This window comes from Azospirillum ramasamyi, assembly GCF_003233655.1.
Lineage (GTDB): Bacteria > Pseudomonadota > Alphaproteobacteria > Azospirillales > Azospirillaceae > Azospirillum > Azospirillum ramasamyi.
This window is the reverse complement of sequence record NZ_CP029829.1, coordinates 1,691,862-1,711,317: the sequence shown is the minus strand read 5'-3', so window position 1 is coordinate 1,711,317 and position 19,456 is coordinate 1,691,862. Positions and strand designations below refer to the sequence as shown.

At 68.4% G+C, this 19,456-nt stretch carries 22 protein-coding genes; 14 read left to right on the top strand and 8 right to left on the bottom strand.

Annotation, left to right across the window (positions count from 1 at the left end):
• Window positions 1-44: 44 nt before the first annotated feature.
• Complete coding sequence (locus tag DM194_RS07910) at window positions 45-902, top strand: dienelactone hydrolase family protein (protein WP_111066719.1); 858 nt, start codon at window positions 45-47, stop codon at window positions 900-902.
• Window positions 903-933: 31 nt separating this feature from the next.
• On the opposite strand, the gene DM194_RS07905 is transcribed toward DM194_RS07910, so the two are convergent.
• Window positions 934-1,497 carry a cysteine hydrolase family protein gene (locus tag DM194_RS07905; protein WP_111067830.1) on the bottom strand — a complete coding sequence of 188 codons (564 nt, stop codon included), beginning with the start codon at window positions 1,495-1,497 and terminating at the stop codon, window positions 934-936.
• A gap of 109 nt (window positions 1,498-1,606) precedes the next feature.
• Here DM194_RS07905 and crcB point away from each other — a divergent pair, with 109 nt between their 5' ends.
• The 4 genes from crcB to DM194_RS07885 are packed head-to-tail and all read left to right on the top strand — an operon-like array spanning window position 1,607 to window position 4,457.
• Entirely contained in the window at window positions 1,607-2,008 is a 402-nt protein-coding gene (crcB, locus tag DM194_RS07900; RefSeq protein ID WP_111066718.1) for a fluoride efflux transporter CrcB, read from the top strand.
• Window positions 2,008-3,072: an RluA family pseudouridine synthase gene (locus DM194_RS07895; protein WP_111066717.1), complete on the top strand. Its 1,065-nt coding sequence runs from the start codon at window positions 2,008-2,010 to the stop codon at window positions 3,070-3,072. The genes crcB and DM194_RS07895 overlap by 1 nt, the downstream gene beginning before the upstream one ends.
• Window positions 3,072-3,758, top strand: a complete 687-nt coding sequence (locus DM194_RS07890) for an HAD-IA family hydrolase (protein WP_111066716.1) — start codon at window positions 3,072-3,074, stop codon at window positions 3,756-3,758. Before DM194_RS07895 ends, DM194_RS07890 begins: the two co-directional genes overlap by 1 nt.
• A 3-nt stretch (window positions 3,759-3,761) precedes the next feature.
• Entirely contained in the window at window positions 3,762-4,457 is a 696-nt protein-coding gene (locus DM194_RS07885) for an ATP12 family chaperone protein (protein WP_111066715.1), read from the top strand.
• Window positions 4,458-4,522: 65 nt separating this feature from the next.
• On the opposite strand, the gene DM194_RS07880 is transcribed toward DM194_RS07885, so the two are convergent.
• Together DM194_RS07880 and ygfZ are read right to left on the bottom strand one after the other, a co-directional pair.
• Entirely contained in the window at window positions 4,523-5,122 is a 600-nt protein-coding gene (locus DM194_RS07880) for a PRC-barrel domain-containing protein (protein WP_111066714.1), read from the bottom strand.
• Between the two features lie 93 nt (window positions 5,123-5,215).
• Window positions 5,216-6,160, bottom strand: coding sequence for a CAF17-like 4Fe-4S cluster assembly/insertion protein YgfZ (ygfZ, locus tag DM194_RS07875; RefSeq protein ID WP_111066713.1), 945 nt, complete (start codon window positions 6,158-6,160; stop codon window positions 5,216-5,218).
• Window positions 6,161-6,442: 282 nt separating this feature from the next.
• Between ygfZ and DM194_RS07870 the strand changes: the two genes are divergently transcribed.
• From DM194_RS07870 to DM194_RS07850, 5 genes are all read left to right on the top strand, one after another.
• Window positions 6,443-8,020, top strand: a complete 1,578-nt coding sequence (locus tag DM194_RS07870) for an ABC transporter ATP-binding protein (protein WP_111066712.1) — start codon at window positions 6,443-6,445, stop codon at window positions 8,018-8,020.
• A 27-nt stretch (window positions 8,021-8,047) separates the two neighbouring features.
• Entirely contained in the window at window positions 8,048-9,124 is a 1,077-nt protein-coding gene (locus tag DM194_RS07865) for an ABC transporter permease (RefSeq protein ID WP_111066711.1), read from the top strand.
• The gene (locus tag DM194_RS07860) at window positions 9,121-10,050 is read left to right on the top strand and encodes an ABC transporter permease (protein ID WP_111066710.1); all 930 of its coding nucleotides are present in this window, start codon (window positions 9,121-9,123) and stop codon (window positions 10,048-10,050) included. The genes DM194_RS07865 and DM194_RS07860 overlap by 4 nt, the downstream gene beginning before the upstream one ends.
• A gap of 79 nt (window positions 10,051-10,129) precedes the next feature.
• The gene (locus DM194_RS07855; RefSeq protein WP_111066709.1) at window positions 10,130-11,206 is read left to right on the top strand and encodes a BMP family ABC transporter substrate-binding protein; all 1,077 of its coding nucleotides are present in this window, start codon (window positions 10,130-10,132) and stop codon (window positions 11,204-11,206) included.
• A gap of 79 nt (window positions 11,207-11,285) precedes the next feature.
• Window positions 11,286-11,726: a DUF29 domain-containing protein gene (locus DM194_RS07850; RefSeq protein WP_111066708.1), complete on the top strand. Its 441-nt coding sequence runs from the start codon at window positions 11,286-11,288 to the stop codon at window positions 11,724-11,726.
• A 48-nt stretch (window positions 11,727-11,774) separates the two neighbouring features.
• On the opposite strand, the gene DM194_RS07845 is transcribed toward DM194_RS07850, so the two are convergent.
• A complete protein-coding gene (locus DM194_RS07845; RefSeq protein ID WP_111066707.1) occupies window positions 11,775-12,245 on the bottom strand; it encodes a hypothetical protein in 471 nt (156 codons plus the stop codon).
• 131 nt (window positions 12,246-12,376) lie between these two features.
• Here DM194_RS07845 and DM194_RS07840 point away from each other — a divergent pair, with 131 nt between their 5' ends.
• Both DM194_RS07840 and DM194_RS07835 read left to right on the top strand, forming a co-directional pair.
• Window positions 12,377-13,072 (top strand): phosphatidylserine decarboxylase, encoded by a 696-nt coding sequence (locus DM194_RS07840; protein WP_246024142.1) that lies wholly within the window; start codon window positions 12,377-12,379, stop codon window positions 13,070-13,072.
• Window positions 13,072-13,995 (top strand): CDP-alcohol phosphatidyltransferase family protein, encoded by a 924-nt coding sequence (locus DM194_RS07835; RefSeq protein ID WP_111066705.1) that lies wholly within the window; start codon window positions 13,072-13,074, stop codon window positions 13,993-13,995. The genes DM194_RS07840 and DM194_RS07835 overlap by 1 nt, the downstream gene beginning before the upstream one ends.
• Window positions 13,996-14,032: 37 nt before the next feature.
• On the opposite strand, the gene DM194_RS07830 is transcribed toward DM194_RS07835, so the two are convergent.
• Window positions 14,033-14,368, bottom strand: a complete 336-nt coding sequence (locus DM194_RS07830; RefSeq protein WP_111066704.1) for a hypothetical protein — start codon at window positions 14,366-14,368, stop codon at window positions 14,033-14,035.
• 322 nt (window positions 14,369-14,690) lie between these two features.
• On the opposite strand from DM194_RS07830, the gene DM194_RS07825 reads away from it, so the two are divergent.
• Entirely contained in the window at window positions 14,691-14,846 is a 156-nt protein-coding gene (locus tag DM194_RS07825; protein WP_082860756.1) for a DUF3309 family protein, read from the top strand.
• A gap of 8 nt (window positions 14,847-14,854) precedes the next feature.
• On the opposite strand, the gene DM194_RS07820 is transcribed toward DM194_RS07825, so the two are convergent.
• Window positions 14,855-15,112 (bottom strand): hypothetical protein, encoded by a 258-nt coding sequence (locus tag DM194_RS07820; protein ID WP_111066703.1) that lies wholly within the window; start codon window positions 15,110-15,112, stop codon window positions 14,855-14,857.
• Window positions 15,113-15,272: 160 nt separating this feature from the next.
• On the opposite strand from DM194_RS07820, the gene DM194_RS07815 reads away from it, so the two are divergent.
• Window positions 15,273-15,755: a CYTH domain-containing protein gene (locus DM194_RS07815; protein ID WP_111066702.1), complete on the top strand. Its 483-nt coding sequence runs from the start codon at window positions 15,273-15,275 to the stop codon at window positions 15,753-15,755.
• Between the two features lie 54 nt (window positions 15,756-15,809).
• Here the strand turns inward: DM194_RS07815 and DM194_RS07810 are convergent, their stop codons facing one another.
• Window positions 15,810-18,227, bottom strand: a complete 2,418-nt coding sequence (locus tag DM194_RS07810) for a methyl-accepting chemotaxis protein (protein ID WP_111066701.1) — start codon at window positions 18,225-18,227, stop codon at window positions 15,810-15,812.
• A 119-nt stretch (window positions 18,228-18,346) separates the two neighbouring features.
• Window positions 18,347-19,435 (bottom strand): GNAT family N-acetyltransferase, encoded by a 1,089-nt coding sequence (locus DM194_RS07805; RefSeq protein ID WP_246024319.1) that lies wholly within the window; start codon window positions 19,433-19,435, stop codon window positions 18,347-18,349.
• Window positions 19,436-19,456 lie beyond the last annotated feature (21 nt).

Sequence of the window (19,456 nt, the reverse complement as noted above, 5' to 3'; positions counted from 1 at the left end):
GCACCGGCTTAGCCGCGGCATAGGCAAGACAGGGGACATCGGGGATGGATCAGCGTATCATCGACCTCTACGACGAATACACCCATGCGCCGCTGCCGCGCCGCGTCTTCCTGGAGCGGCTGACGGCGCTGGCCGGCGGCGCGGCGGCGATCCCGGCCATCCTGGCGGCGATCGAGCCGAACTATGCCCGCGCCGCCATCGTCGGCGCGGATGACACCCGTCTGGCGGCGGAAAGGGTGAGCTTCCAGGGGGCGACCGGCGATGTTGCCGGCTATCTCGCCCGGCCGAAGCTGGCGGACAAGGCTCCGGCGGTGATCGTCATCCACGAGAACCGCGGCCTGAACGCCTATATCGAGGACGTCACCCGCCGGCTCGCCACCGAAGGCTTCGTGGCTCTGGCGCCCGACCTGCTGTCTCCGCTGGGCGGCACGCCGCAGGATCCCGACAAGGCCCGCGACATGATCGGCCAGCTCGACGGCGACAAGGCGGTCAACAACCTGATCGCGGCCATGAGCCATCTGATGGCCTACCGCTATTCCTCGGGCAAGATCGGCGCCGTCGGCTTCTGCTGGGGCGGCGGCATGGTCAACCGGCTGGCGTTGAAGGCGCCCGACCTGGGGGCCGGCGTCGCCTTCTACGGCCCGGCGCCCGATCCGGCGCTGGTCACCGCCGTCAAGGCGCCGCTGATGCTGCACTATGCCGGGCTCGACGAGCGCATCAACGCCGGCATCCCCGCCTATGACGAGGCGCTGAAGAAGGCCGGCGTCGAACATCAGATCCACATGTACGAGGGCGTCAACCACGCCTTCCACAACGACACCTCGGCCGAGCGCTACAACCAGGAGGCCGCCGATCTGGCCTGGAAGCGCACGGTGGAGTTCCTGAAGGCGAAGCTGCAGTAAAGCCCTCCCTCTCCCACCCTGGGAGAGGGAGTTATCCCAACACCTCCGCCGTCTCCACCACCGCCGCATACTCGCCGTCCATGTTGGCGAGCGACAGGTCGTGCACCTCGTCCGCCGTGCGCAGCCGGCCCGAGCGGTCATGCCTGGCGAACGTGAAGCAGGCGTCGGCCACCAGACGCACGTCGTAACCGAGGTTGCCGGCCATCCGCACGGTGGCCTCGACGCTGTTGTTGGTGATGACCCCGGCCACCACCAGCGTGCCGATGCCGCGGCCGCGCAGCCATTCGTCGAGAGCCGTGCCGATGAAGGCGCTGTTCACCCGCTTGCCGAACACCGTCTCGCCCGGCAGCGGCACGGCCTCCTGCTTGAAGGCATGGCCGGGACTTCCGGGGCGGTAGGCGGAGGCCGGATCGGTCGAATCGTGGCGGATGTGGACGATCGGCCGCCCGTCCCGCCGCCATGCGGCCAGCAGGGCGGCGACATTGGCCTCGGCCTGCGGGTTGTTGCGCGGGCCGGCGTGGCTCCAGCGCGGGTCGTCGATGGCCTTTTGCAGGTCGACGATCAGCAGGGCGGCGTCGTGGGGGAGCGTTTCCATGCCGACGATCCTGCCGCCATTGTCCATCGCGTGACAAGTGGCGCGGTTTCTGGCTCTAATCCGGCGCCCGATCCCCATTCCCATCATCCTGCGCTGAACCGGAGGCGCCGTGCTCGCATCCCCCCTCTCCTTGCTTGCCGTCGCCATCGGTGGCGCCGCCGGATCGGTGGCGCGCTATCTGATGCTGCTGGCGATCATGCAGTGGGCCGGCAGCCGGTTTCCGGTGGGGACGATCGTCGTCAACGTGATCGGCTGCACGGTGATGGGCGTGCTGTCGGAACTGGCGGCGCTGATCTGGTCGCCGTCGCCGGAGCTGCGCGCGCTGCTGCTGGTCGGCGTGCTCGGCGGCTTCACCACCTTCTCCTCCTTCACGCTGGACATCGGCGTCCTCGTCGCCCGTGACGAGTTCACCGCGGCGGCGGGATACTTCCTCGCCTCGACGCTGTTCAGCGTGCTGGGCTTCTTTGCCGGCCTGTGGGCCGCGCGTTCTCTTGTTTCGGTGTCCCTCTGATGACTGACTCTCCCAATCCCGCCGCCGACCACGCCGATACCACGCCGGCCGAAGCCAAGGGCGACAGCAAGGTCGAAACCCGCATCGTCACCGCCGACGAGGCCGACATGCGGCTCGACCGCTGGTTCAAGCGGCATTTCCCCGACGTGAACCACAGCTACCTCCAGAAGCTGCTGCGCACGGGCCAGGTCCGCATCGACGGCAAGCGGGCGGAGACGTCGTCGCGGCTGGCGGCGGGGCAGGGCGTGCGCATTCCGCCGCTGGCCGCCTGGGCGGCTCCCGCCAAGGGTCCGAACCCGGGGGCGGGCAAGCCCAAGGGCATGTCGGACAAGCAGATCGCCGAACTGCAGGCGCTGGTGCTCTACCGCGACGCCGACGTGATCGCCATCAACAAGCCGGCCGGGCTGGCGGTGCAGGGCGGAACCGGCACCTCCAAGCATCTCGACGCCATGCTCGACGCCCTGCGCTTCGACGGCAACGAGCGGCCGAAGCTGGTCCACCGGCTGGACAAGGACACCTCGGGCGTCCTGCTGCTGGCCCGCACCACCTTCGCCGCCAGCAAGCTGACGGAGATGTTCCGCGGCAGCGCGGTGCGCAAGATCTATTGGGCCGCCACCGTCGGCGTGCCGAAGCCCTACCAGGGCAAGATCGACCTCGCGCTGGCCAAGGAGGGCGGTCCCCATGGCGAGCGGGTGGCGGAGAACAAGGAAGAGGGCAAGCGCGCGGTCACCGTCTATTCGGTGCAGGAGAATGTCGGCAAGCAGGCGGCTTTCGTCGCCATGTGGCCGCTGACCGGCCGCACCCACCAGCTGCGCGTCCATATGGCCGCGGTGGGCACGCCGATCCTCGGCGACGGCAAATATGCCGGGCAGGGCGCCTTCCTGGCCGGGGCGGAGGTGGCGAAGAAGCTGCACCTGCACGCCCGCCGGCTGATCCTGCCGCACCCGCGCGGCGGCAAGACCATCGACGTCACCGCCCCGCTGCCCGATCACATGCAGGCGACCTGGAAGTATTTCGGCTTCAGCCCGAACCTGCGCGACGATCCGTTCGAGGATTTCGAGTGATGCCGGCTGCGGGCAGACCGCCGCTGCGACTGGCCCTGTTCGATTGCGACGGCACGCTGGTCGACGGCCAGTTCGCCATCATCGACGCCATGACCCAGGCCTGGGCCGACCATGGGCTGGGCGAGCCGGACCCGATGGAGGTCCGCCGCATGGTCGGGCTGTCGCTGGTGGAGGCGGTGTCGCTGCTGCTGCCGACGCACGACGCCGAGGTCCATGTCGCGGTGGCCGAGAGCTACAAGCGCGCCTTCTCCGCGGCGCGCGGGCGGGGCGAGGTGGACGAGCCGCTGTTTCCCGGCATCGTCGACACGCTGGCGGCGCTGGAGGAGGCGGGCGTGCTGCTGGGCGTCGCGACCGGCAAGTCGCGCCGCGGGCTGGATGCGGTGCTGAAGGTCCATGGTCTGACCGGGCGCTTCGTCACGCTGCAGACCGCCGATGTCGGTCCCGGCAAGCCCAATCCGCACATGGTCCACCGCGCGCTGGCGGAGACCGGCGCGGAAGAGGCGGGCACGGTTGTGATCGGCGACACGACCTACGACATTCAGATGGCCCGCAATGCGCGGGTGCGGTCGGTCGGCGTCTCCTGGGGGTATCATGCGGTGCCGGAGCTGGAGCGGGCCGGGGCGGACCGCATCGTCCACCGCGGGCGGGATGTCGCCACCGCGGTGCTGGAGCTTTTGGAAGGGTAAGCGATGAAGCGTTTCTACAAGGCGGCGGGGATCGGCGAGACCGAGGGCGGTTTCCGGGTCGAGCTGGACGGCCGCCCGGTGCGCAGCCCGGCCAAGGCGCCGCTGGTCTTCCCCAGCCGGCCGCTGGCCCAGGGGGTGGCGGACGAATGGGCGGCGCAGGGCGACCAGATCGACGCCCATTCCATGCCGTTGATGCAGCTGTCCAGCACCGCCGTCGATCTGATCCCGGCCAAGCGGCCGGACATCGTCCAGGCCATCAGCGCCTATGCCGGCACCGACCTGCTGTGCTACCGCGCCGAGCATCCGCAGCCGCTGGTGGACCGTCAGGCCCAGCTGTGGCAGCCGCTGCTGGACTGGGCGGCGCTGACCTATGACGCGCCGCTTCACGTCTGCGCCGGGCTGATGCCGAAGCCGCAGCCCGAGGAGGCGCTTGCCGCCCTGCGCCGGGTGGTGGAGCAGACCGACGACTGGTACCTGTCGGCACTGCAGACTGCGACGGGCGTCTGCGGTTCGATCATCGTGGCGCTGGCCCTGTTGGAAGGCCGCCTCGGTGCGGAAGAGGCCTTCGAGGTCTCGCAGTTGGACGAGACCTACCAGATCGAGCAGTGGGGCGAGGATGCCGAGGCCACGAAGCGCCGCGCCAATGTGCGGGCGGAGATATTGGCCTGCCGGCGCTTCGTGGATCTGCTGCGGGGGTGAGGCCCGGCAGGGGAGGTAGGATGAGGTCCGACCTCCCCAAGCCCGCTACGAGCCCGCTACGGCCCTTACTTCGCCGTGCTGCCGTCGGTGGTGCCGGTGGTGCCGGTGGTGCCGGTGGTGCCCGTCGTGGCACCGGTCGGAGCGGCGCCCGGCGCCATCTTTTCATCATCGGCCGGCTTCCGGCTCTTGTTCAGCGACGTCATGGTGTCGTCGTACTTGAACTCCGGCAGCGCCTTGATGTCGTCGCGGCTCATGCCGGCGAGGTTCAGGCGGTTGTTCTGCGAATCCCACTCGGCGGCGGTGTAGTCGACCGCAACCTCCTTGTCGCCGATGCCGAGGAAGCCGCCCGAGCTGACCACCAGCTGCTTGGCCTTCCCATTGGTGTCGAGGATGATGTCTTCGACCTCGCCGATCTTCTCGTTGTCGCGGCCGTATACGGTCTTGCCGATCAGTTCCTCGGCGCTGGCCAGCTGACCGCCCATGGCGCCGGAAGTGGCCGAGCTGCCGGCCGTGCTGCCGGTGGTGGCGCTGTCCGGCGACGCGGTGTTCGACATGCTGGAGGTCGAGGAGGACGGATTGCCTACGGTCGGCGAGGTGGTCTGCGCGACGGCAGCGCCGGAGAGCAAAGCCAGCGAGGCGGCGGTGGCGATCAGGGTGCGACGCATAGGTGGCTCCTTTGTCGTTGTGTCGAAGGACACCGGTACAACAGCGCGAAGCCCCGTTTGATCTCACCTTCCGTGAACTCTTTCGGTGTGCGGCTAGCCCTTCGTGGTAGTATCCCAGCCCGGCTCGCTGGGCGTCAGCGTCGCCGGACCGGCCTGGAAGGCAAGCCCCTTTTCGGCCGCGCGCTGCACATCCTCCAGCCGCAGCAGGGCGAGTGCCGCGCCGTCGCGGACGCTGCGGATTTCGCCGGCGTCCTTGCCGTCCAGCGTCACCGGGGTGCCGGGCTCCGGGGCCGGGCCGTCGATGGCGGCGGGGAACAGCTTCTTCTTGATGAGTGCGCGGTACTTGGTGCGGGCGGTCAGTTCCTGCCCCATGTAGCAGCCCTTGTCCCAGGAGATGGCGTTCAGCGCGTCCATCCGGTTCTCCAGGGGGATCGACTTCTCAGGAACCAGGTCGCCGGTCCCGTCCGGTACGCCGAGCGACAGGCGCAGGCGGTCGTAGTCCGCGGCATCGCGTCGCGGCAGCCCCGCCTCCTCCAGCGCCGCGACGCCTTCCACCGGCAGGAACAGGCGGGCGCCCAGCGCCGGCAGGCGGGGGTCGGTGAAGGCGATGCCGCCGCCGAAGGGCCGTGCCGCGCCCGGCTCCGCCGGCAGTCCCAGCGCCGCCAGCGCGCCGTCCCCGAAGGCCACCGCGACGCGCAGCGCTTCGGTCCGATCCTCCAGCGCGATCTTCGAACGCAGCTTGTACATCTTCAGCCGCCGCATCAGGTCGGCGCGCCGGTCCGTCTCGGGATCGAGCAGAAGCGCCGCAGACGCCTCCGCACCCGACTCGGTGGTGCCCGACTCGACGGCAGCCGATTCGACGATGGTGAAATCATGCAGGAACTTGCCCTGCGGGGTCAGGAAAAGGGCATAGGCGGCATGGTCGGGCGTGACGCGCAGCATGTCGTTGGACACCAGCCCCTGCAGGAAGGCCTTGCGGTCCTCCCCCGTCACCGCCACAACGCTCCGCCGGTCTAGAACCGCAAAACCCGCCGACATCCTTGCCTCCACCCTGTCCGGTCGGCCGAACTGCCGACCGTCCGGAGTGTTGGGCCGATCGGGCCGTCTGGCAAGGGTTTGCCGCATCGCAAAAAGCCCCTGGCCGAAAGGCTGGGTTGCCGCCGTGGATTGTGGCATGATGACCAAAGCGGCAAATGCACTGTGTTAAGGCAGAGGATCGGGTGTTGACGGCCGGTGGTGCCACCGGATTACTCTGTTGGTAGCGGTGGCACGGCTTTGGCATTGCCATACAGGTTTGACCTTTTCCCGGATTTTCCCTCCTTGCCTTCGCACGCCGAGACCTTTCCCCCGGACGCTCCGCCGCCCCGCCTGGAGTTGCGCGGCATCACCAAGCGATTCCCCGGATGCCTCGCCAACGACCATGTCGATCTCGTCCTCCAGCCGGGCGAGATCCATGCCCTGCTGGGTGAGAACGGCGCCGGCAAATCCACCCTGGTCAAGATGATCTACGGGGTGCTGCACCCCGATTCCGGAACCATGCTGTGGCAGGGGCGGGAGACCAGGGTGCCCGATCCCGCCGGCGCCCGGCGGCTGGGCATCGGCATGGTGTTCCAGCACTTCTCGCTGTTCGACACGCTGACGGTGACGGAGAACATCGCGCTCGGCCTGGACGATGCCGGCCGGATGGACGTGCTGGCCGACCGCATCCGCAGCGTGTCCGAACGCTATGGCCTTGCGCTCGACCCTGAACGCCATGTCTTCCACCTGTCGGTGGGCGAGCGGCAGCGGGTGGAGATCGTGCGCTGCCTGCTGCAGGATCCCAAGCTGCTGATCATGGACGAGCCGACCTCGGTCCTGACGCCGCAAGAGGCTGCCAAGCTGTTCGAGACGCTGCGCGTCCTCGCGGCGGAGGGCTGCACGATCCTCTACATCTCGCACAAGCTGGAGGAGATCCGCGCCCTGTGCAGCCGCGCCACCGTCCTGCGGGCCGGCAGGGTGGTGGGCGCCACCGACCCGCGGCAGGAGACCGCGCGCAGCCTGGCCGAGATGATGATGGGGGCGGAGCTGTCGACGCCCGAACGGCCGCCGCAGGGTGTCGCCGGGGCCGCCCGCCTGTCGGTGCGCCATCTCTCCACCACCTCCGACAATCCCTTCGCCACCAATCTGAAGGACGTCAGCTTCGAGGTGCGGGCGGGCGAGATCCTGGGGATCGCCGGCGTCGCCGGCAACGGGCAGGCGGAGCTGATGGCCGCGCTGAGCGGCGAGACGCTGATCGCCGACGCCGACGCCGTGGTGATCGAGGGCACGCCGGCCGGGCATCTGGGGCCGCGGGCGCGCCGTTCGCTCGGCCTCGCCTTCGTGCCGGAGGAGCGGCTGGGCCGCGGCGCCGTGCCGGAACTGAGCCTGTCGGAGAACGCGCTGCTGTCGGGCTACGCCCGCGAAAAGCTGGTGCGCGGCGGCATGGTCCATTTCGGCCGGGCGCGGGCCTATGCCGAATCGATCATCCGCGGCTTCAACGTGGTCGCCCATGGATACCGGGCGGAGGCGCGGTCGCTGTCGGGCGGCAACCTGCAGAAATTCATCATCGGCCGCGAGATCCTGCAGAAGCCGAAGCTGCTGGTCGTCGGCCAGCCGACCTGGGGCGTCGATGCCGGCGCCGCGGCGGCGATCCACAAGGCGCTGATCGGGCTGGCCCGCTCGGGCGCCGCGGTCCTGGTCATCAGCCAGGATCTGGACGAGCTGTTCGTGCTGAGCGACCGGATTTCCGTGCTGTTCCACGGCCGCCTGTCCGACAGCCGTCCGACGCACGAGACGACGGTGGAACGCATCGGCCTGCTGATGGGCGGCCTGTTCGGCACGCCGCCGGACGAAGACGGGGAGATCACGCGTGCGGTCTGATGGTTTCGTGATTGCCGGAGACGCCGCATGAGCCTCATCCGTTTGGAACCGCGCGGGCAGGCGTCGAAGACCATGGTCTACGTCACGCCGCTGCTGGCGGTGGCGCTGACCCTGCTCAGCGGCTTCATCCTGTTCCTGGCGATGGGATTCGATCCGGTCAAGGCGCTCCATGCCTTCTTCATCGCGCCGCTGACCTCGGTGCGCGGGCTGGGCGAACTGGTGGTGAAGGCGACCCCGCTGGTGCTGTGCGCCGTCGGCCTCGCCATCGGCTTCCGCGCCAATGTCTGGAACATCGGTGCCGAGGGTCAGCTGACGCTGGGCGCCATCACCGGCGGCGGGCTGGCGCTGGCCTTCTACGGCGAGGGCGGCTGGTGGCTGCTGCCGCTGATGGTGGTCGGCGGTGCGGTCGGCGGTGCGGCCTGGGCGGCGGTTCCCGCCTTCCTGCGGCTGCGCTTCAATGCCAGCGAGATCCTGACCAGCCTGATGCTGAACTACGTGGCGCTGCTGCTGCTGAACTATGTGGTCCACGGCCCCTACCGCGATCCCGACGGCTTCGCCTTCCCGGAGTCGCGCCTGTTCGAATCGGATGCCGTGCTGCCGATCCTGTGGGCGGGCACCCGCGTCCATCTGGGCGCGCTGTTCGCCCTGCTGGCGGTGGCGGGCGGCTGGCTGCTGATCGCGCGGACCTTCGTCGGCTTCCAGATCAAGGTGATCGGCCTGACCCCGGCCGCCGCCGGCTATGCCGGCTTCGACCAGAAGCGCATCGTCTGGCTGACCCTGCTGCTGTCGGGGGCGCTGGCCGGGATCGCCGGCATGGGCGAGGTCGCCGGCCCGATCGGGCAGGTCACGGCCGGCATCTCGCCGGGCTATGGCTATACCGCCATCATCGTCGCCTTCCTGGGCCGCCTGCATCCGGTCGGCATCCTGCTGGCGGCGCTGCTGATGGCGCTGTCCTTCATCGGCGGCGAGGCGGCGCAGATCGCCTTGGGCCTGCCCAAGGCCATCACCGGAGTTTTCCAGGGCATGCTTCTGTTCTTCCTGCTGGCGAGCGACGTGCTGATTCGCTACCGGGTCCGCTTCGGGGCGCGGAGGGCGGAGGCATGAACGACCTTGCCCTGATCGGCCCGATCCTGGCCGCCATGTTCGCCGCGGCGACGCCGCTGCTGTTCGCGGCATTGGGCGAACTGGTGGTGGAGAAGTCGGGCGTCCTCAACCTGGGTGTCGAGGGCATGATGCTGGTCGGCGCGGTCTGCGGCTTCGCCGTGACGATCCAGACCGGCAGCGCCGTCACCGGATTCCTGATCGCGGCGCTGGCTGGCGCCGCCACCGCCTCGCTGTTCGCCGTGCTGACCCTGTTCCTGCTGGCCAACCAGGTGGCGACCGGGCTGGCGCTCACCCTGTTCGGCGTCGGCCTGTCGGCTCTGATCGGGCAGGGCTTCGTCGGCATCCCGCTGGAAGGTCTGCCCAAGGTATACATCCCCGGCCTGACCGAGCTGCCGGTGGTCGGGCAGGCGCTGTTCGGCCAGGACATCATGGTCTATCTGGCCATCGCCGCGGTGCCGCTGGTCCACCTGTTCCTCTACCGCACCCGCGCCGGGCTGGTTCTGCGCGCGGTGGGGGAGAACCACACGGCCGCCCACGCCCTGGGCTACAAGGTGCTGCGCATCCGCTTCCTCGCCGTGCTGTTCGGCGGTGCGATGGCCGGGTTGGGCGGCGCCTTCCTGTCGATGGACTACACGCCGATGTGGGCGGAGAACATGACGTCGGGCCGCGGCTGGATCGCGCTGGCGCTGGTGGTCTTCGCCACATGGAAGCCGGTGCGCGCCATGCTGGGCGCCTGGCTGTTCGGCGGCGTCACCATCCTGCAACTGCACGTTCAGGGGCTGGGCATCGACGTGCCTTCGCAGCTCTTGTCCATGCTGCCTTATCTGGCTACCGTCCTCGTTCTGGTGCTGATTTCGCGGGACGTCGCCCGCATCCGCCTGAACGCGCCGGCCTGTCTGGGGAAACTGTTTCATCCCGATGCTTGACGCGTCGTTTTGAAATCGAAACAAAGCCCATATCACAGAGATATCAAGCATAAGGAGCTTCGACGTGAACAGAAGGACGATGGGCAAGGCGGTGCTGGGTCTGGCCGGCGCCGCGATCGCGCTGAGCGTGGGCATGGGCTCCGCCCTGGCGCAGGACAAGCTGAAGGTCGGCTTCGTCTATGTCGGCCCGATCAGCGACCACGGCTACAGCTACCAGCACGACCAGGGCCGTCTGGCCGTGGAGAAGGAGCTGGGCGACAAGGTCACCACCACCTTCGTCGAGAATGTGCCGGAAGGCGCCGACGCCGAGCGCGTGATCGAGCAGCTGGCCGCCAGCGGCCACAAGCTGATCTTCACCACCTCCTTCGGCTTCATGAACCCGACGCTGAAGGTGGCCAAGCGCTATCCCGACGTGAAGTTCGAGCATGCCACCGGCTACAAGCGGGCCGAGAACGTCGCGACCTATTCCGGCCGCTTCTATGAAGGCCGTACGGTGATCGGCGCCATCGCAGGCAAGATGACCAAGTCGAACATCATCGGCTATGTCGCCTCCTATCCGATTCCCGAGGTGGTCGGCGGCATCAACGCCTTCACCATCGCCCTGCGCGAGCAGAACCCGAAGGCCGAGGTCCGCGTGGTCTGGGTCAACAGCTGGTATGACCCCGGCAAGGAAGCCGAGGCGGCCAAGGCGCTGATCGACCAGGGTGCCGACATCATCGTCCAGCACACCGACAGCCCGGCCCCGATCCAGACCGCGCAGGAGCGTGGGCTGTGGTCCGTCGGCCAGTCGTCCGACATGACCCGCTTCGGTCCGAAGTCGCACCTGACCGCGATCATCGAGGACTGGAACGGCTATTACGTCCAGCGCGTCAAGGCGGTGCTGGACGGCACCTGGCAGCCGATCGACACCTGGGGCGGCATCAACACCGGCATGGTCGAGCTGGCCCCCTACAACCCGGCCATCCCGGCCGACGTCGTGAAGATGGCCGATCAGCTCAAGGCCGACATCGTCTCCGGCAAGCGCCACTCCTTCCAGGGCCCGGTCAAGGACCAGTCCGGCAAGGTCGTGATCCCGGAAGGCAAGACCGCCACCGACGAGCAGATCCTGAAGATGGACTGGTACGTCGAGGGCGTGCAGGGCAAGGTTCCGAAGTAAGCGATACCGGCGGGGCGCGGGCCGGGGGAGAATCCCTTCGGCCCGCGCCCCGCGCGGCGGTGATGTGGGGAGGTCGGCCATGGACGGAAGCAGCCTCTACGACCGCGATTTCTACGCCTGGGCGAACGAACAGGCGGCCCTTCTCCGGGCCGGCAAACTCGACGCGGCGGATATCGAGCACATCGCCGAGGAGATCGAGAGCATGGGCAAGACCGAGAAGCGCGAGTTGGTCAGCCGGCTGCGCGTGCTCTTGCACCATCTGCTGAAGTGGGCGCATCAGCCGGCGCGGTGCGGGAACTCCTGGGGTCTGTCCGTTGCCAACAGTCGCGACGAGATCGAGACTCATCTGCGCGACAATCCAAGCCTCAAATCGAAACTCGACGAGTCGATTGCCGACGCATACCGCTTGGCGCGGCGTGATGCCGCCGCCGAAACAGGCTTCGACGAAGCGGTCTTCCCGGCAGAGTGCCCATGGGGTTTCGCCGGGATGATGGACGAGGCGTTCTGGCCGGAGGGCTGAAGACGTCCGGCACTCCCGTTTACAGCCCCCCGCTCACAGCCGTCCCGCTTACAGATACTCGCCCAGCAGTCGCAGGAACGGGCGCGCTTCCTGCAGGACCAGGGTCGTCTGGTGGAACAGATCCTCGGGCGAGGCGTGGTGCTCCAGCCTGATTTCCGAGAACAGGATGATCTTCTGCCCGCCCTGGACGATGAAGCGGACATGGGGCAGCCCCTCGATCCCGCGCAGGACGGCCAGCAGGGCGCGGCGACGCTCCGGCGCCTGGGCGGTGTAGGGCACATGGCCGACATCGGCCCAGATCTGGCAGATCGACCCGCCGCCTTCCTCTTCGCTCTCATGACGGACGGCGACGTTGAAGGGCAGACCGTCGGCCATGAAGGTCAGCTTGCAGGGGCGCGGCGGCTTGGCGATGCCCAGCACGCCTTCCGGCGTCATCTCGATGGAGCCGGGGCTGATCGGCAGGGCGCCGTCGGGCACCTCGGCCAGCGATTGAATGGTCTTCAGATCGGGAACGGACAAGGCGGTACGCTCGGCTTTTGGGGCGATTGAGACGACAGCATGGGCTCTGCCCGCTAAAAATCTGTAAAGGCTCGGAACGCGCGTCTAGAATGGCTGTTCGCTGTGGTCTGAAAAAACGAAGAAAGCAGGCGATGTCCGCCATCGATACCGTCGTCGTCCCCATCCACCGTGCCGGCTGGCCTTTCATCGCCGGTTTCGCGGTAGTCTCCCTGGTTCTCGGTCTTGCCGTCTGGGCGCCGCTCGGCTGGATCGGGCTGATTCTCACCCTCTGGTGCGCCTATTTCTTCCGCGATCCCGACCGCGTGACGCCGACCCGGCCCGGCCTGCTGGTCAGCCCGGCCGACGGGCGCGTGACCATGATCGTCCAGGCGGTGCCGCCGAAGGAACTGGGCATGGGCGACAAGCCCATGACCCGGATCAGCGTGTTCCTCAACGTCTTCAACGTCCACGTCAACCGCGTGCCGGCCGACGGCACCATCGTGGCGGCCGAATACCACAAGGGCACCTTCGTCAACGCGGCCCTCGACAAGGCCAGCGACGAGAACGAGCGGATGGCCTTCCGCCACCGCCTGCCCGACGGGCGCGAGATCGCCTATGTCCAGATCGCCGGTCTGGTGGCGCGCCGCATCCTGTGGTGGGTCAAGGCCGGGCAGCAGGTGAAGGCCGGCGAGCGGTTCGGCCTGATCCGATTCGGCAGCCGCACCGACATCTATCTGCCGGACGGCGTCGCCCCGCTGGTCTGCGTCGGTCAGACCGCGATCGGCGGCGAGACGATCCTGGCCGACCTGGACGGGATGGAAGCGCAACGGCAAGGAGATGTGCGTTGATGAAACGACCGCCCGTCTTCCGCCAGCAGATCTTCCGTCCCCGCCGGGCGCGCCGCCCCGGCCGGCCGCATCCGCGGCTGAAGGGGCTGTCGATCAACCACCTGCTGCCGAACGTGCTGACGGTGCTGGCGCTCTGCTCCGGCCTGACCGCGATCCGATTCGCCATGCAGGAGCGGTGGGAACCGGCGGTCATCGCCATCGTCATCGCCGCCATCCTGGACGCGCTGGACGGCCGGATCGCCCGGCTGCTGAATGGCCAGAGCAAGTTCGGCGAGGAGTTGGACAGCCTGTCCGACGCCATCAGCTTCGGCGTCGCGCCCGCCTTCATGATGTATCTGTGGGGGCTGAACGGGGCCGGCAGCCTGGGCTGGATCGCCGCCATGGCCTATGCGGTATGCTGCGCGCTGCGTCTCGCGCGCTTCAATTCGCGACTCGGCGTGGTCGATCTGCCGCCCTGGGCCTACAACTACTTCACCGGCGTACCCGCGCCGGCCGGCGCCGGCCTCGTGCTGCTGCCGATGATCCTGGGCTTCGAGATCGGGCCCGAATTCCTCGGCCATCCGGCGGTGATCGTGCCCTGGACCCTGCTGATCGGCGGACTGATGGTCAGCACCCTGCCGACCTTCTCCTTCAAGGGCGCCCGCGTGCCGGCCCAATGGGTGGTGCCGGCGCTGGCCGGCGTCGGCCTGCTGGCGGCGATGCTGGTCAGCCAGCCCTGGTGGACTCTGTCCATCGTCGGGCTGGCCTATCTGTCGATGCTGCCCTTCTCCGTCCTCCAGTTCCGCAAGCTGCAGAGTGCCGCGGAACTGATGCGTACGGAGATCACGGAACCGGGGGCCGAGTCCGGGGCTGAAACCGCTCCCGAAGCGCAGCCGTCGGACACAGTCGCAGCGTCCGAAGAGGAGCCGCGGAAGCCGGTCTGACCGGACTTCCGCTTGGGCGGCGAGCTTTTGGCCGCCGCTATTCCGCCGCCACCAGCTCCGCGGCGGACGCGGTGACGGCAAGCTCCGCGACGCTCACCCGCGCCACCATCGGGATCTGTCCCAGGCAACGGCCGATATGGTCGGTCTCCGCCTGGGGCAGGTCACCCACCTCCATGGCGATGGCGAGCGTATCGTCAGTCAGGCGACTGTGCAGGGCCAGCGGGACCAGTCCGCGCTTCGCGACGAATTCCAGGATGCGGGGCAGGGTGCCGGGATCGGCATCGGCGACCAGGGAAAAGGCGACCCGGCGACCGGGCGCGGTGGCGCGCGCATCCGACGCGGATGCAGCGGTGGTCTTCACGGTGACGGACATGGAGTGATCGGTCCTTCAGACGGTTCTGCGGAATGGACGAGCGAAATCCCCGGCTCTCAAAGGAGAACCGGGCCGCTAATTCGCAGAATGCCGTCGAAGCGATGCATGACCATGGCGACAGCCTAAGCTGCCGCAACCATGCCGTCAACAGGGGCCGCCGGCCGGAAATCCGCAGGCATCGCGTTCAGGGGCGTCGCAAGGGCCGAGTCACCCCTTGGTGGTGGTGGATGGGCATGTTCGAGCCGGACAGGAACAATGGCCGCGAATACCCGTTTCGCTTCCACCTGCCTGTCACGAAAGATCCACCAGAAAGGAGAAGGCCATGCTCGGCACCATTCTGCTCATCATCCTGATTCTGTTGCTTCTCGGTGCCGTCCCGGCCTGGCCGCACAGCCGCGGCTGGGGCTACGGTCCCAGCGGCATCCTCGGCGTGCTGCTGATCGTCCTGATCGTTCTGCTGCTGATGGGCCGGATCTGATCCGCGGCCTATCGGGCGGTCTGTCCGTTTGATGCACGGCGGGGCCGGCGAAGGGCGAACATCAGCCAGCCGACCGGCCCCAGCATCAACACCATCACCAGCCAGCCGGCGCGCGGGCCGAAGGGGCAGCGTGATCCGGCGGGCGGGCGCCAGCCGCCACCGCGGCGCGACAGCGCCACATGGAGCAGCGGCAACCCATAGAAGGCGAACAGGACCAGCCAGGGAATGGCTGCCCAGAGACCGTTGGCGGAGGAATCGGCGTTCATCGCTCCAGGATAGCACCGATGGCGGAGCGTTTGCGACCGATCGTCACGGCATGGCACGGCTGCAGGCGGTCTCGGTTGCGCCGCACACAGGGCAGCGAGGTTGAAGGCTGATGTGACTTTCAGCTAGGGTCCGCGGCGAACTCGTCCGAAGGGCCTAGCTATGGCACTGGAAATCGAGCGGCGATTCCTGGTCCGCAAAGACGTCCGGCACCTCTGCCGGGACGGCGTGCGAATCGTCCAGGGATATCTGCCGTCAGACGGCACCAGCACGGTCCGCGTCCGCATCGCCGGCGACCGTGCGACGCTCACCATCAAATCCTTGAAGCGGGGTGCCTGCCGCGAGGAGATCGAACATCCCCTGTCGCTGGATTTTGCTCGCCGCCTGCTGCTCCATAGCTGCGACGGGCGGGTGATCGACAAGACGCGCTACCGCCACTGCCGGGACGGCCTGTGCTGGGAAATCGACGTCTTCCACGGGGAGAACACCGGTCTGATCATTGCGGAGGTCGAACTGGAAGACCCCGACCAGACCGTTCCGCTGCCTGACTGGATCGGTGCGGAGGTCACCACGCTGCGGGCTTACGGCAACTCGTCCCTGTCCCGCGCCCCCATCCAGCGATGGTCGGCCTCTGCGGCCGCTTAAAGCGTGATCGGTTCGAGCGGAAAGGCCCGAACCGATCTGATCGCACGGAAACAGCTACGCAGTCCGCACCTTGTCGAGAAAGCCCTGAACCTCGCCGCGCAGGCGGTCGGCCTGGGCGGTCAGCGTGCGGCTGGCATCCAGGACCGCATCCGCAGCACCGCCGGTCTTGGTCGCTGCGGTGGTCACCTCGGCGATGTTGCGCATCACCTCCTGGGTGCCTTCCGCGGCCTGCTGAACATTGTGGGCGATCTCCCGCGTGGCGCTGCCCTGCTGTTCCATCTCGTAGGCGATGTCGGTGACGGTGCCGCTGATGGCCGTCACGGCGTCGGAGATGGTGCGGATGGCCGCCACGGCGCTGGAGGTGGCGTTCTGCATTTCCGCGACCTGGGCGGAGATCTCCTCCGTTGCCTTGGCAGTCTGGCCGGCGAGGTTCTTCACCTCCGTCGCCACCACGGCAAAGCCCTTGCCGGCCTCGCCGGCGCGGGCCGCTTCGATGGTGGCGTTGAGCGCCAGCAGGTTGGTCTGTTCCGCGATCTCGCCGATCAGCCCGACGACCTGACCGATCCGTTCGGCGGCGAGCGACAGGCCCTCGACGATGCTGTTGGTCTGCACCGCCTTGTCGGCGGCGCCGGATGCGGTGGCGGAGCTGGCGTTCAGCTGGCGCGAGATTTCGGCGATGGAGGCGGACAGCTCCTCCGCCGCCGCGGCGACGGTCTGGACATTCGCCGTCGCCTGCTGCGAGGCGGTGGCGACGGCGGTGGACTTGGCGGTCGTCAGGGCCGCATCGGACGACATCTCCTGCGCGTCGCGGCCCAGCGACCCCGCCGACTCGGTCAGCGACATAACCACGCCGGACACCGCCTGCTCGAAGCCGTTGGCGAACTCGTTCATGGTGCGGCGCCGGTCGGCATCGATCTGGAGGCGCATCTCCTCGCGTTCGCGCTCCATCCGCTGCATCTCCAGTGCATTCTCCTTGAAGATGGTCATGGCGTCGGCCATGTGGCGCAGCTCGTCCTTGCGGTCGCCGCCGGGGATTTCGACGGTCAGGTCGCCTTCGGCCAGCCGGCCCATGGCGCCGGTCATGGCGTGCAGCGGGTGCGTGATCGCACGGTCGATGATCCAGGCCATCAGCGCGCCCAGCAGCAGGGCGACAGCCGCACCGATGGCGATGACCATCCCGGCGCTGGCGCGGCCGGCTTCGCGGTCTTCGCGCTGGAGGGTGACCAGACGGCCGACCTGCCCGCTGACCGCGGCGGAGGCCTGGGCCATGGCGGCCGACGCTTCGCGCTGCTTGGCGACGGCGGTCGACAGCGCGGCGAATTCCGAGTCGAAGGCGCGGGCGGCGTCGGTGATGGCGGCGATCAGCGCGCGTCCTTCCTGGTCGACCAGCACGGCCCCGGCCTGCCCGGCGATGGCGAGGATCTCCCGGACAGCGGCGACGGCCGCCGCTTGGGCGCTGGTGGCGGATTCCCCGGTTTCGGCCAGCAGGAAATCGCGCTGGCCCAGCATCGCGGCCTGGGCGCCCTGGACCAGACGCATCGCCAGGCCGCGCAGCATCACCGCCTCGTTCACCTCGCTCTGGGCGAAATTGGAGGCCTCTCGCAACGCCTCGGTCACGATGGCCTGGTTCTGCTGAAGCTCGACGGCACGTTCCTGCACGCCGCGGGCGGCCTCGTCCAGCCCGGCGGCCACCCCGGCATCGGCAAGCGCCGCCGCACCCCGGCCGCGCAAGGAGAGCACCGTGTCGTGGTAGGCGCGGGTGTCGTCGGCGATCCGGGCGGCCAGCGCCTCGTCATTGGTGCCGACAAGATCCTTGGCGACGGTGCCGGTGGTCTGCACCAGTTCGTCCAGCGCCTCCACGATCTCGGCGGCCAGCGCCTCCTCGGGAGCGCGGCGGAGTTCGCTCTGCCGGCGGCGGACCTCCAGCACCCGTTCGATCACGCGGTTGGCGCGCTCGGCGGTGTCCATCGCATGGCGCAGTTCGGCGTCGGCGGCGCCCTTGCTCGCCATGTTCAGGTCATAGCGTTCCGACTGCTGCTTGCCGATCTTCTCGGCGATCTCGCGCAGGGCGCGGGCGCGCGTCTCCATGCTGTCGGTGCGGGCGTGCGCCTCGGCATCCTGGGTGACGAAATTGGAGAAGGCGGCGCGGTAGCCGTCGATGCCCGAACGCACCTCGTCCAGCAGGCGCCGGCCTTCGCCGTCGGCGAGTGCGGCGCGGGTATCCTGCGCTTCGGCCTGCAGGGCGTCGAGCATGCCCGGAACATTGGCCGCGGCCTTGGCGTCGCGCTCGGTCACGAAGCGCGCCTCTTCCAGCCGCACCGACTTCAGCCGCGTGTCGAGATCGGCGGTATGGGCCTCCAGATCGACACGCTCGGCATAGGTGCCGAGGCTGTTCCAGCCGACGAACGCCACGCCAACCGTCAGAAGCAGCACGGTGGCGAAGCCAAGCGCGATCCGCGTTCCGATCGTCATGAATGGTGGACTCCCCGCTCGCGTCGCCCTTTCGGAGACGCTTTTTCTCCCGATCATTGCCCGATTGAACCACAGGTGGGTTAACGTGCGGTTTGATTCAGGTCAGGAAACGGCCTTATTTAGAAGCGGTCGGGCATCCAGGATGCCGCGCCGCAAAATATGCGCTGCAGCCGGCCGATCATCTCTTCCTCACCATCAAGCAAACCCGCCCGCCACAATGCGCGAGCGCTTGTGTGTCCGGTGAACAGACTGGCGAAGGTGCCGATCTCCATCCTGGCAGGCGTTTCGACAACTTGTTCGATTTTGGAGACAATCCCTCTGGAATTGACAACCTCAACGCGATACCGTCCGCAATTGCCGGAAATTAGAGAATCTCTTATCTCGAAATCGGCCGATTCCGTGAGGCCCGCCGGATAGCCGCGTTTCTCCAACGCCGCCGCAACGTCCAACGGGCGGGCCAGCCATTCTTCCCGTCCGTCCAGCCGCAAGCCGTCACCGGCCCGGAGCGCCAGCGGGTCGTCGGGGCCGCCGGACCATGTGACCCGGTCCACCTGGGCGCGGAAGCCCGCCAGCAGGCTCATGGCCCCGCCCAGCGAGGAGCCCGAGGGCAGGCAGTGGTCGGCGACCGCGAGTCGCCGATCCCGCGGCGGCATGATGGCGATGTATCCGTCCTCGTCGCGGAAGAGGTCGGCCGAATCGCCGTCCAGACAGAGGGCCAGCGACCACAGCGCCTCCGTCCGTTCCGGCAACCCGTTCGCGTCGGCCAGCAAAGGACGACGGAGCGGGACCAGCGGGTCGGCGTCGAGCGGGTCCGCCGGACGGAGGACAGAGGCGCGGGAAACCGGCGCGGCGAAGGCGGCGGGCGGTGCGCTCCACTGGCAGGCGACGCCGCCGCACCCAAAGCCGAGCCCGCGGTAGAAAGGCAGCGTGGCGGGCCAGAGGACGGACAGGACCGCTCCGGCGGCATGCGCCTCCATCAGCAGCGCGCGCATCAATGCCTTGCCATGGCCGGCGCCGCGCAGGGCGGGATCGACCGCGACCATGGCGACCGCCTGTACCGGAACCGGGCTTCCGCCGAACCACTGGTCCATCATCCAGTGCGCGGCACAGGCGACCGGGGCGGTGCCGCTGCCTTGCGGACGTCTCAGCACCCGGATGGTGTCGGGGCCGAACAGGGCCGCATAGCGGTCGAACAGGTCGCGCGACAGCCCGAATCCGAGGCGGGCCAG